At 61.7% G+C, this 10,969-nt stretch carries 12 protein-coding genes; 6 read left to right on the top strand and 6 right to left on the bottom strand.

The window, feature by feature from the left end:
* Positions 1-16: 16 nt before the first annotated feature.
* From ACFQJC_RS16515 to ACFQJC_RS16505, 3 genes are all read left to right on the top strand, one after another.
* A complete protein-coding gene (locus ACFQJC_RS16515) occupies positions 17-253 on the top strand; it encodes a hypothetical protein (protein ID WP_390225418.1) in 237 nt (78 codons plus the stop codon).
* On the top strand, positions 250-603 hold the full coding sequence (locus ACFQJC_RS16510) for a type II toxin-antitoxin system PemK/MazF family toxin (RefSeq protein ID WP_390225416.1): 354 nt from the start codon (positions 250-252) through the stop codon (positions 601-603). Before ACFQJC_RS16515 ends, ACFQJC_RS16510 begins: the two co-directional genes overlap by 4 nt.
* A 347-nt stretch (positions 604-950) precedes the next feature.
* Positions 951-1,583: a hypothetical protein gene (locus tag ACFQJC_RS16505; RefSeq protein WP_390225414.1), complete on the top strand. Its 633-nt coding sequence runs from the start codon at positions 951-953 to the stop codon at positions 1,581-1,583.
* A gap of 3 nt (positions 1,584-1,586) precedes the next feature.
* Here the strand turns inward: ACFQJC_RS16505 and ACFQJC_RS16500 are convergent, their stop codons facing one another.
* Entirely contained in the window at positions 1,587-2,363 is a 777-nt protein-coding gene (locus ACFQJC_RS16500) for a DNA methyltransferase (protein WP_390225412.1), read from the bottom strand.
* A gap of 108 nt (positions 2,364-2,471) precedes the next feature.
* Between ACFQJC_RS16500 and ACFQJC_RS16495 the strand changes: the two genes are divergently transcribed.
* Positions 2,472-2,711: a transcriptional regulator gene (locus ACFQJC_RS16495; RefSeq protein WP_390225410.1), complete on the top strand. Its 240-nt coding sequence runs from the start codon at positions 2,472-2,474 to the stop codon at positions 2,709-2,711.
* Positions 2,712-3,043: 332 nt separating this feature from the next.
* Here ACFQJC_RS16495 and fer read toward each other — a convergent pair whose 3' ends face one another.
* The 5 genes from fer to ACFQJC_RS16470 form a co-directional block, all read right to left on the bottom strand.
* The gene (gene fer / locus ACFQJC_RS16490) at positions 3,044-3,433 is read right to left on the bottom strand and encodes a ferredoxin Fer (protein WP_390225408.1); all 390 of its coding nucleotides are present in this window, start codon (positions 3,431-3,433) and stop codon (positions 3,044-3,046) included.
* A gap of 122 nt (positions 3,434-3,555) precedes the next feature.
* Positions 3,556-4,677, bottom strand: coding sequence for an inorganic phosphate transporter (locus ACFQJC_RS16485; protein ID WP_390225663.1), 1,122 nt, complete (start codon positions 4,675-4,677; stop codon positions 3,556-3,558).
* Positions 4,678-4,772: 95 nt separating this feature from the next.
* Positions 4,773-6,065 carry an O-acetylhomoserine aminocarboxypropyltransferase/cysteine synthase family protein gene (locus ACFQJC_RS16480; RefSeq protein WP_390225406.1) on the bottom strand — a complete coding sequence of 431 codons (1,293 nt, stop codon included), beginning with the start codon at positions 6,063-6,065 and terminating at the stop codon, positions 4,773-4,775.
* A 134-nt stretch (positions 6,066-6,199) separates the two neighbouring features.
* Positions 6,200-7,444: a homoserine O-acetyltransferase MetX gene (metX, locus tag ACFQJC_RS16475; protein WP_390225404.1), complete on the bottom strand. Its 1,245-nt coding sequence runs from the start codon at positions 7,442-7,444 to the stop codon at positions 6,200-6,202.
* Complete coding sequence (locus ACFQJC_RS16470) at positions 7,441-8,778, bottom strand: O-acetylhomoserine aminocarboxypropyltransferase/cysteine synthase family protein (protein ID WP_390225402.1); 1,338 nt, start codon at positions 8,776-8,778, stop codon at positions 7,441-7,443. Before ACFQJC_RS16470 ends, metX begins: the two co-directional genes overlap by 4 nt.
* A 103-nt stretch (positions 8,779-8,881) precedes the next feature.
* Here ACFQJC_RS16470 and ACFQJC_RS16465 point away from each other — a divergent pair, with 103 nt between their 5' ends.
* Together ACFQJC_RS16465 and ACFQJC_RS16460 are read left to right on the top strand one after the other, a co-directional pair.
* On the top strand, positions 8,882-9,529 hold the full coding sequence (locus tag ACFQJC_RS16465; RefSeq protein WP_390225400.1) for a helix-turn-helix domain-containing protein: 648 nt from the start codon (positions 8,882-8,884) through the stop codon (positions 9,527-9,529).
* 63 nt (positions 9,530-9,592) lie between these two features.
* A complete protein-coding gene (locus ACFQJC_RS16460; protein WP_390225398.1) occupies positions 9,593-10,951 on the top strand; it encodes a cytochrome P450 in 1,359 nt (452 codons plus the stop codon).
* The last annotated feature ends 18 nt before the right edge of the window (positions 10,952-10,969 follow it).

The raw sequence follows: 10,969 nt of genomic DNA, 5'->3' as shown, positions 1-10,969 counted from the left end.
CATAGTGGGTACCACGATGAAAGTAGACGCCCGAGACCTGCGAACCAACGACACCGACGACCGGGGTCGAATCTATCTCGGGACGGAATACGCGAACAAGCGCGTGACCGTCGCCGTGGTGGAAGTCGAAAACGACCGGCCCGACGAAGACGAACTCGCCGCCGCCTATCGGGAAGCATCCGAAAGTGCGGAATCGTTGGCCGAAGCGTGGGACGACACGTCGGACGAGGCGTGGAACGGGCTGGATGAATGAGTGAGAAGACGGCAGTGAAACGCGGCGACGTCGTCATCGTCCGACTCGACCCTGCTGAGGGTCACGAAATGAAGAAGACGCGCCCAGCGGTCGTCGTCCAGAACGACGTCGGGAACGCGAATTCGAGTACGACCATCGTCGCACCGGCGACTGGCACGTACCGAGGCTACCCGTTCGAGGTGCTGGTCGAAGCGGATGACTCGCCGTTCGAGAAGGACTCGTCGGTTCGTCTCGACCAGATTCGGGTCGTCTCCATCGAAAAGCGGATTCACTCAGTCGTCGGAAGTCTGGACACGGGAACGATGGGGCAGGTAGACGATGCGCTAAAACTGAGTCTCGGTCTCAACTGAGAGAACAGAGCTGGTATCCTATAACTTGTATAGACTGATTTGGGGGTACAACACGAACAGACACCGGTTTACAGCTCGGTGTGACTGTTTGGGTCGATAATCATCTATCGGCAGTTTCTACAGATGACTATACGAGTATTTCAGGCAGTTTTCTGCTTAAGAATAGGTGTTTTGCGTGTTTTGTGCGTCTCGAAGGTCGAGTCAATTGATTCTGATTAGTCTGCAACTGCCGACGAGTAACTTTTCCTCCGTCTCTGGTCAGTCTACACACCACTGTCGCCTTTGTAATCCCCGTTCAATTCAGAATTTAAACGTATCTCATATGATTCCAACATCTTCCCATTTATGTGAGCGAAGAATCGGACGATACGGACTATTTCGATTACTGGAATGCGAGCAAACCCGAATTTAACGAGGTTTTCAACCGGAATCCCAGTCTGATGGGGATGATGAAGGGATATATGGCAGAGGAGAAGCTCAAGGTAGACGTTCTAGAACAGAATCCGCGAGTACAGAACCTACACAGCCCCGATGATCATGACCGCGAACTCAAAGGGGACTGGCGGTTCGATTGGGACGGGGAAGAACACATCATCGTCGAGGTGAAATGTCTCCAGAGCAATTACGTGGAGGCACGCAATACGCTGAGCGGCGAGGTTCACTACACAGGGAAGTACCAGTGTGACGCCAGTGACCGGAGGGAAATCGAACTCGATAGCGGTGAGACAGTCGAAACGACCTTGTTGGAAGTTGGTGAGTTCGACATCCTCGCCGTCGGCATCTTCGAGTTCGGCAATGAATGGAACTTCGTGTTCGCCAAGAACGAAGACTTGCCGAAGACAACGTACCATTCCTACAGTGAGGCGGCACAAGACCGCCTCATCAAGGGAATGCACAACATCGAGTACCCACTTCCCGACGACAGTATCTACAGCGAGAACATCTGGCCACTCGTCGAAGAAACCGTCGCCGAGCGGTAGAGATTACTCAGTGGCAACCCCAGCGTACTGGGTGTTGGTCGGCTTGTTGTCGAAGTTAAAGACGAGAAAGTAGGAGTGGTTCTTCCGAGCGTGAACTTGGTTATAGACGCCAGACACTGCGGGCGTGTTCGAACGGACAGTGACGAATAAATCCTTAGTATAGAAACCAAGCTGTGACTCGTAGAAGTTGATTATCTGGACGTGAGTGAGTTCCTGCGTGTTCGCGGAGACTTCATCCTGCGTTTTGACGATGAGCGTGCCGTCGTCCTTCAGCACGCGCTTTGCTTCGGCCCCTGCCGCGCAGTAGAGGTCGATGACTGCGCCGTGGTACTTCGAGCCCTTGGTATCGACGACTTCGCCGTTGCTGTAGTGTTCGCGGAAGTTTGAGTGGCTCCCATCACCACCCGCGAGCATATCCTTGTTGCGTCGGTAGAAGCCCTCGGCGTACGGCGGGTCAAGTACGACCACGTCGAACGAGTTGTCCTCGTATGGGAGGTCACGGCAGTCAACACTTTCTCCGCTCGGCGACTTGTCGGGGTCAAGGTCTGTTCCGTATAAGTCAAACGCCGTTTCGGGGATCTGCTTCCAGAAGACGCCTCTACCGTAAGTCACGTCAGCCACTTTCGAGCCAGTCTCTACGTGGAGGTCGAGAACCTTGGGAAAAACCTCGTCGTTGCGTGCTTGGTGAGCGGATACAATCAAGTCGTCAGTCGTTAGTTCCGTGGGTGCCTCGCCCGTGAGCGTAGTCTGCGGAGATGGGCCGTCGGCGTCGTCGCTCATTCTGTGATATAAAAGGAAAGTTCCAATGATAAAGTCTTCCCTTCAACCTAGGATTGAACGGTGGGCGTATTGGAGCGCTTAAGGCAGTTGCATGACACAACACGGTTTATGGGCGACGACCACAGAGGCAACTCCAGAGATGAAGGAGGACGCTGGAGTCCACAGTTCGAGGACGGAGATTTCCTTGACGCGGTCACATCTCTACCCGTCGCCAGCACCCAACGCGTCGCCGACGAGGTCGGCTGCTCGTACGACCTCGCATACCGTCGTCTCAAAGAATTGGAGAAAGACGAGCGAGTGGAGAGTGAGAAAGTCGGTGGCGCGTTTGTCTGGCTCATCGTTGAATAGTGAGTTATCTCGTTACTTCGACCCTTGCTGAGGCTCGCATTCACCACTGAAGAAGATTCATTCGCCGACTGGACAACGGCGCTCAGTGATTTCGGGTTCGTTTCCGAAATAATCAGCTAACTTGGACTCGACTATCGCATTTGAGGCTGTTACTGTACGTTTACATAGGAAAAATTCAGCGCATATACGGGACTCTCAAACACATCTATCGGCAGTTTCGTAGCAAAGAAAAATCGAATTTTAGGGGCGATAGTGCGATGTTTCGCACCTTTAAGGAGTTATCCTTGGCCCATTCTTATAGCAGATGTTAAACGTGTGTTTAACGCCGCTGTTTAGATGACGCGGTTCTGCAGGTAGTCGAGGTGCTTCGCGTTGTAGACGATTTTGACCTCGTCGGTCGTGGGCGAACCGATGCAGGTGAGACGGACGTTCTTCTCGTTGACTTCTTCGTCGGAGAGAATCTGCTGCATGTCCATCTCGATTTCGCCGACCTTGACGATGGAAGCACAGTTCGCACAGGCGCCTGCGCGGCAGCTGAACGGCCAGTCGTAGCCCTGCGCCTCTGCGGCTTCGAGGATGTATTCGCCCTGGTTGACTTCGAGTTCGCCGAAGTCTTCAGCGTCGAGGCCAGCGTCGGCGGCCTTCTCGAAGAGGTCGTCGTCGTCCATGTCCCAACCCTGGTCGTCGAGAGTTTCGTAGTTAAGGTAAGTTACCGTGGGCATCGGACTCTGATTCGAAGGCCACCCCATTAGACTTTGCTGTTTTCGTGCCAAATCGACTGGCGTGGTGGGTATTCTCACGGTATTTCGTGAGGGATTGCACTCCGACGCGAAAAATGACGGTCTCAAATCGAGACAGTCGAGAAGAGTGCGTAGGATGCAATCGCCGAAATCGACGGCGTGAGCAACCAGAAGAAGATGACTCGACCCGTCGTTCCGGGGTCGAACAGGTCGTGTGCGGCGAGTTCGTCCGGTGCTTCCTCACCCATCGCCGGCACGCGGTCTTCCCGCTCGGCGGCGAGCGCGTTCACCGATACGGCGGGCGCTTCGCCCTTGCCGAGTGCTTCGCCGAGCGTGACCGTCCGCGTCGCGCGACCCCAACCGAGTCCGACGATGCACATCGTCGCGCTCACGGCGAGACTCGCCGGGATGCCGATGGCCGAGAGAAAGGAGATGAGCGACGCGCTCACGGTCTCGACGATGAGCGCCGCGAGGATAGGGAGTTCAGTGAGGTCGTTACCGACGGTATCGAGCGTCCGCCGGGCAATCGTGAAAGCACCCAGTCCAATCGCACCCGCGGCGAGGAGAATCCCCATATCCATACTGAGCGCGCCGTTGCCGACGAGCGGGGCGACGGCGTTGGCGACGTTCGACGCGCCCGCGGAGAACGCCATGTAACAGGCGACCACGATGACGAGCACCGTACTCCCGAGTTCTCGGTAGGTCGTGTTCGGGCCGAGTCGCGGGCGCGGAATCGACCCGGTTCGGTCGAGTTTGAGCAGCGCGCCGTGGCTCTGGTCGAGTTTGAGCCACGCGTCCAGATACGGGTAGACGTACCGTCCGATGACCGCACAGACCCAGAAGGCGATGACGGGCGCGACGATCCACCACGAGATGATTTCGAGCATGACCGACGCGTTGAGCGCGCCGCGGGCGAGACCGAGACCGGCAATCGCGCCGACGGCCGTCATCGACGTGGACGCCGGAACGCCGAACGTGTTCGAGACGAGGAGGGCGAGACCGACGAAGAAGAGGACGCCGACGCTCGCAACGAGCGTGAATTCGCTCTCCGGGACGATTTGGCCGCCCATCTTGGCGACGACTTCGCGGCCGATAGTCCACCCACCCAAGAGTGCAAAGCCAGTCATCAATCCCGCCGCAGCGAGCTTCCCGAGGACGTTCGACCCGACTGCGGGACCGAACGCTACCCCTGTCGAAGAGCCGCCGATGTTGAAACCGACGAACACTGCGACCACCAGACCAACCACGAGCAGTGCTTCTACCACACCGGTTCTAAACACCCAGCCACAAAAGGAGCGACGGTCGGCGACGACGACGGAAGTCAGTTCGAAGCCGTGCGGATGGCCTGGTCGAGGTCGGCGACGATGTCGTCGGGGTCTTCGATGCCGACCGAGAGGCGAACCATGTCGGGCGTGACGCCCGCGGCGGCCTGTTCTTCGTCGGTGAGTTGCTGGTGCGTCGTCGATGCTGGGTGGATGACGAGCGTCTTCGCGTCGCCGACGTTTGCGAGGAGCGAGGCGAGTTCGACGTTGTTCACGGTGCCTTTGGCGGCCTCGTAGCCGTCTGCGAGACCGAACGTGATCATGCCGCCGTAGCCCGAATCCAAGTACTTCGAGGCCTCTTCGTGGGTCTCGTGAGATTCGAGACCGGGGTAGTTCACCCACGACACCTTCTCGTGGTCGTCGAGAAACTCCGCGACGAGTTGGGCGTTCTCGCAGTGCGCGCGCATCCGAAGCGGGAACGATTCGAGTTTTTCGAGCGTCTGCCACGCGTCGAAGGGTGATTGGGCGTTTCCGAGGTCGCGGAGACCGCGCGCGATACCGGCGTAGGTGAACGCGGCGTCACCGAACGTCTCGGCGAAGTTGATGCCGTGGTACGCCGGGTTCGGCTTGGCAATCTCGGGGTAGTCGTCGGCGTACTCGTCCCAGGGGAAGGTGCCGCCGTCTACGAGGACGCCGCCGATGGTCGTCCCGGCCCCGTGAATCCACTTCGTCGTGGACTCCCAGACGATGTCCGCGCCGTGTTCGATAGGTCGGCAGAGGGCGGGCGTGGCGAACGTGTTGTCCACGACCAGCGGCGTGCCGTGTTCGTGCGCCACGTCGGCGATGGCTTCGATATCGGGCGTCACGAGCGCCGGGTTGCCGATGGTTTCGAGGTGGACGAAGGCGGTGTCCTCGTCGATGGCCTCGGCGTAGGCGTCCACGTCGAGGGTGTCCACGAATCGGGTGGTGACGCCGCGGCGCTCGACAGAGTGGGTAAGGTAGGTGTAGGTGCCCCCGTAGAGCGACGAGGCCGAGACGATGTTGTCGCCGGCCGACGCGAGCAGGAAGTTTGCGAGGTCGAACGCGGCCATCCCCGACGAGGTGGCGACCGCGCCGACGCCGCCTTCGAGCGAGGCCAGTCGTTCTTGGAGCATGCCGACGGTCGGGTTCATCAGCCGCGAGTAGATGTGACCGGGTTTTTCCAGGGCGAACTGCGCGGCCGCGTCGGCGGCGTCGTCGAAGACGTACGAAGTAGTCTGATACAGCGGCGGTGCGCGAGCACCGGTCGCGGCGTCTGGTTCTTGTCCGGCGTGGAGACTGCGGGTGTGGAATCCCGGCGTGTCGTCGCTCATGGCTCGGCAATGGGAGCGAACCGGCCTAAATCGGTGTGGCGAGCGCAATTCCCGCCGGTGTCTGCGACGAAGTGACACGCGTGGCTCGTCGGGTCGGACGGACGGTGGTGACCGAGACTCGGAGCCGACCGGACCTACCGACTGAACAGCGAGGAGTGAACCGGTGCGAAGTCCGTCTCGTCGTCCGCGACGTGGTTGTCGGAGGCGGTGTCGGTGACGGCGCGACCCGACGGGCCGTCAACGAGGAAGTCGCTCACCGGCGGGCCGACTTTCTCGGGTTCGACGAGGAACGCGTCGTGGCCGTGGTCGGACTCGACGACGTGGTGCGAGACTGGGACCTCGACCCGGCGGCAGGCCGACGCCAGCGACTCGGCCTGTTCGGTCGTGAAGTGCCAGTCGCCGGTAAACGAGAGCAAGAGCGCTTCACCCTCGAACGCCGCGAGCGCCGCGGAGTCCGACTCGTAGCCCTCCGAGAGGTCGTAATCGTCCATCGCGCGGGTGAGATACAGGTACGAGTTGGCGTCGAATCGCTGGGCGAACTTCTCGCCCTGGTAATCGAGATAGGATTCGACTTCGCGGTAGGGGAAGAACATCGCCGCGGGGTCGGCCGGATACGAGTCGCCGCGGCCGCCGCGACCCGCCGCTCGCCGGCCGAACTTGTGGTCCATCGACTCCTTCGAGAGGTACATCACGTGACCGATTTGGCGGGCCAGTCCGAGTCCGGCGTCGGGTCGTGCGTCCTCGCCGTAGTAGTCGCCGCCGTTCCAGTTCGGGTCGGTCGTGATGGCGCGACGGGCGATGGCGTCGAGACCGAGACACTGCGGGTCGAGGCGGGCGGCCGAGGCGACGACGACGATTCGAGCCACGTCGTCGGGGTAGCGGACCGCCCAGTCGAGGGCGTTCATCCCACCGACGGAGCCACCGACGACGGCGTGCAGACGGCCGATGCCGAGGTGGTCACACAGTCGTCGCTGTGCCCGCGTCCAGTCGCCGATGGTGACGGGTGGAAAGTCGGTCCCCCACGGGTCACCGTCGGGACTGTCGCTCGCCGGGCCACTGGACCCGTAGCAAGAGCCGGGGACGTTCGCGCAGACGACGTAGTACTCGTTGGTGTCGATGGCCTTCCCGGGTCCGACGATGTCGGACCACCACGCGCGCGCTTGCCCGGCGACGCCGCTTCCGTTGCCGTAGCCCGCGACGTGCTGGCTTCCGGTGAGACCGTGACAGACGAGGACTGCATTGTCGCCCGTGAACTCGCCATAGGTGGCGTACGCAATCTGGAGGTTCGGAATCGACTCACCGGATTCGAATCGGAACTCGCCGAGGTCGGCCGTCGCCGACTCGCTCTGTCGGCCGGGACTGGTTCGCCCGCGACTCATGGTTCTGTGCGTGTCGTCGGTGAGGGTGTTTCGCCGTCGGTGCGTGTCTCATCCGTCGCCCGCGCGATGGCTTGGTCGAGGTCCGCGATGATGTCGTCTGCGTCCTCGATGCCGACCGAGAGGCGAAGCAGGTCGGGTGCGACGCCCGCGGCCCGCTGTTCGTCGAGCGAGAGTTGGGCGTGGGTGGTCGATGCCGGGTGGATGAGCAGCGACTTCGCGTCGCCGATGTTGGCGAGGAAGCTCACGAGTTCGACCGACTCGCAGACGGTCTTCGCGGCCGCGTAGGAGGCTTCGTCGTCCTCGCCGACGAGTCCGAACGTGACCATGCCCGCGAAGCCATCGAGGTACTCCGAGGCGAGGTGGTTCGTCTCGTGGTCTTCGAATCCGGGGTAGGTGACCCACGCCACGTCGTCGTGGTCGCGGAGGAACTCGGCGACCTGTCGGGCGTTGTCGCAGTGGGCTTGCATGCGAAGCCCGAGCGTTTCGAGCCCCTGAATCGTCTGCCACGCGTCGAACGGCGACTGGCAGTACCCGACGCTTCTCACGGCGCGGTGGCGCACCGCTTGGGCGAACGCGCGCTCGCCGAACCGTTCGACGAAGTCAACGCCGAAGGCGGGGTTTTCACCCGAGAGTTCGTCGTAGTCGGCCGCGTCCCACGGGAAGACGCCACCATCGACGACGACGCCGCCGACGGTGGTTCCGGAGCCGTGAATCCACTTCGTCGTGGACTCCCAGACGATGTCCGCGCCGTGTTCGATAGGTCGGCAGAGGGCGGGCGTAGCGAACGTGTTGTCCACGACGAGCGGGACTTCGTGTTCGTGGGCCACGTCGGCAACTGCTTCGAAATCGGGCGTCTTCAGCGAGGGATTGGCCACCGTCTCGATGTGGACGAACTCGGTGTCTTCGTCGATTGCGTCGGCGTAGGCGTCGATATCGAGCGTCTCGACGGTTCGGGGTTCGATACCGCGACGAGTTGCAGTGTGAGAGAAGTACGAAGACGTGCCACCGTACATGTCTTCGGAGAGGACGACGTTGTCGCCGGCGGAGGCGAGCGTCGTCGTAATCGCGTCGAGGGCGGCCATCCCGGAGGAGGTGGCGACGGCATCGACACCCGCTTCGAGGGCGGCGAGGCGGCGTTCGAGGATTCGAGTCGTCGGGTTCGAAATTCGGGAGTACACGTCGCCCTCGGCGTCGAGCGCGTAGAGGTCTGCGGCGTGGTCGGCGTCGTCGAACACGTACGACGTGGTTTGGTAGAGCGGTGGGGCACGCGCCCCTGTCGCCGGGTCCGGGACCTGTCCGGCGTGCAGGCCGCGGGTGCGGAAACCTCGTGTCATGTACGTGGTGCATAATTCTGTAAAGATGTATAACCGCCAGTTACGGCAAGCGTTGCCGGACGGGGGAGAATACGTTGATACGCTCGTGGGCGCGAGAACTCGTATGAAGTGTTTGCGGGCCCACTTCGACACCGAGTCCAACCCGTTCGGTGACCTCTACGACGTGTTCGTCACCGACGGCGAGTGGCCGCGGGGCGAACTCAGAGACATTCGACTGCGGCGCGACGGAACCCTCGTCGAACTGTGTCACCTCGAAACCGCACCGGACCCGGCGCGGGTGGCCGCCAAAGACGATATCGTGGACTTCGATATCTCGCCGACCGCGGACGGTGGTGCCGTCTGCCACCTGCACATGCACCCCACGGAGGAGGTCCGCCGCCTGCTCGAACTCCTCGACGAGTACGACCTGTTGCTCGATACCCCGATTCGACTCACGAGAGAGGGCGTGACCGTCCACGTCCTCGGCAGTCACTCGCAACTCACGGCGGCGGTCTCGTCGCTTCCGGACCCCATTTCGGCGGCGTTCTCCGTCGATGGTCTCTCCGAGTACACGCCCGTGACCGACAGCGTTCGGGCCGGACTGACCACGAGACAACGAGAGGCCCTCTCGGTCGCCGTCGAACTCGGCTACTACGACGTGCCGCGCGACGCGACCATCGACGACGTCGCCGACGAACTCGACTGTTCGCCCAGTACGGCCTCTGAGCACCTCCGGAAGGCCGAATCACACGTCCTGACCAAACTCGGGTGAGTATATAAAAGGCCGCTCGCCGACGGCAATAACCCCATTGCCGGACGCGGCGTAGCACGTGGTATGTCGAAGTCCACGCCTGTCTCGCGCGAGGACCCACCGGGTCCGTCGGGTGTCCCGTTCGCCAAGAACACGTTCCAGTACGCCGCCGGACCGCTCTCGTTCATCACCGACGTCGCACGCGAGTACGGTCCCGTCGCCCACTACGAACTGGGCGGCATCTCGTTCTACCAGTTGAGCGACCCCGAACTCGTCGAACACGTGCTCGTACAGGCGAATCAGAAGTACATCAAAGGCGAACTCTTCCAGGGGTCGCTGGGTCCCGTACTCGGCGAGGGTCTCCTCACGAGCGAAGGCGAGTTCTGGCGACAACAGCGCCACCTCATGCAACCGGCGTTCCTGCCGCAGATGCTCGAACGCTACAGCGACGTGATGGTCGAGTACACCGAGCGCATGCTGTCGTCGTGGGAAGACGGCCAGACCCGCGACATCCACGACGATATGATGAGCCTCACCGTCGAAATCGCCGCGAAGACGCTGTTCGACGTGGATATCCGCGAAGAGGAGTCGGCCGTCGGCGACGCGCTCGAAACGGTCATGGACTACTCTTCGACCAACATGCGCCGTCCCGTCGAGATTCCGCGCTGGGTTCCCACGCCGCTCAATCGTCGATACAAGTCCGCCTTAGCCGACCTGCAAGAAGTCGTCGGCCGCATCGTCAACGACTACCGCGACGGCAAGGCCGACGAAGACGCGAGCGATGTCGTCTCGCTCCTCCTCTCGTTCCGCGACGAGAACGGCGACCCGTTACCGGAAAAGCAGATTCGAGACGAACTCGTCACCATCCTGCTGGCCGGCCACGAGACGACCGCACTCGCACTCACCTACACGCTCCACCTCCTCGGGCGCAACCCCGACCAAGAGGCGATGCTTCACGAGGAATTGGACAGCGTCCTCGGCGGGGGCCGCGCGTCGTTCGCCTCGCTCGGCGACCTCACGTACACCGAGCAAGTCGTCAAAGAGGGGATGCGCGTCTATCCGCCGGTGTGGGAACTCATCCGCGAGGCGGCCGAACCCGACACCGTCGGCGGATACGAGGTTCCCGTCGGCCAGACCGTCGCCGTCCAGCAGTGGGTGCTCCACCGCGACCCGCGGTTCTACGACGACCCCGAACAGTTCCGCCCGAGTCGCTGGACCAGCGAGTTCGAGAAGGCCCTCCCTGCCTACGCGTACTTCCCGTTCGGCGGCGGCCCGCGTCGCTGTATCGGCGACCGCTTCGCCATGATGGAAGCGCGTCTCGTCCTCGCCACGCTCGCCCAAGCGTGGACCGTCGAACCGACCCACGACCTCTCGTTCGACCCCTCGATTACGCTGCGACCCGACGGGCCGGTGGAGATGGTCGTCCGCCGCCGCGGGGAGTAATCGAGAAGCGCCATCCGC

The organism is Haloferax namakaokahaiae (assembly GCF_042663225.1).
Lineage (GTDB): Archaea > Halobacteriota > Halobacteria > Halobacteriales > Haloferacaceae > Haloferax > Haloferax namakaokahaiae.
Note: the sequence above shows the minus strand (reverse complement) of the source record. Positions and strands in the feature narration are given on the sequence as shown.

Excerpts from the sequence above, each read along its gene's own strand:
- ACFQJC_RS16515 (WP_390225418.1), top strand. The coding sequence starts at position 17 with ATGAAAGTAGACGCCCGAGACCTGCGAACCAACGACACCGACGACCGG.
- ACFQJC_RS16510 (WP_390225416.1), top strand. The coding sequence starts at position 250 with ATGAGTGAGAAGACGGCAGTGAAACGCGGCGACGTCGTCATCGTCCGA.
- ACFQJC_RS16500 (WP_390225412.1), bottom strand. The coding sequence starts at position 2,363 with ATGAGCGACGACGCCGACGGCCCATCTCCGCAGACTACGCTCACGGGC.
- ACFQJC_RS16495 (WP_390225410.1), top strand. The coding sequence starts at position 2,472 with ATGGGCGACGACCACAGAGGCAACTCCAGAGATGAAGGAGGACGCTGG.
- fer (WP_390225408.1), bottom strand. The coding sequence starts at position 3,433 with ATGCCCACGGTAACTTACCTTAACTACGAAACTCTCGACGACCAGGGT.
- ACFQJC_RS16480 (WP_390225406.1), bottom strand. The coding sequence starts at position 6,065 with ATGAGCGACGACACGCCGGGATTCCACACCCGCAGTCTCCACGCCGGA.
- metX (WP_390225404.1), bottom strand. The coding sequence starts at position 7,444 with ATGAGTCGCGGGCGAACCAGTCCCGGCCGACAGAGCGAGTCGGCGACG.
- ACFQJC_RS16470 (WP_390225402.1), bottom strand. The coding sequence starts at position 8,778 with ATGACACGAGGTTTCCGCACCCGCGGCCTGCACGCCGGACAGGTCCCG.
- ACFQJC_RS16465 (WP_390225400.1), top strand. The coding sequence starts at position 8,882 with ATGAAGTGTTTGCGGGCCCACTTCGACACCGAGTCCAACCCGTTCGGT.
- ACFQJC_RS16460 (WP_390225398.1), top strand. The coding sequence starts at position 9,593 with ATGTCGAAGTCCACGCCTGTCTCGCGCGAGGACCCACCGGGTCCGTCG.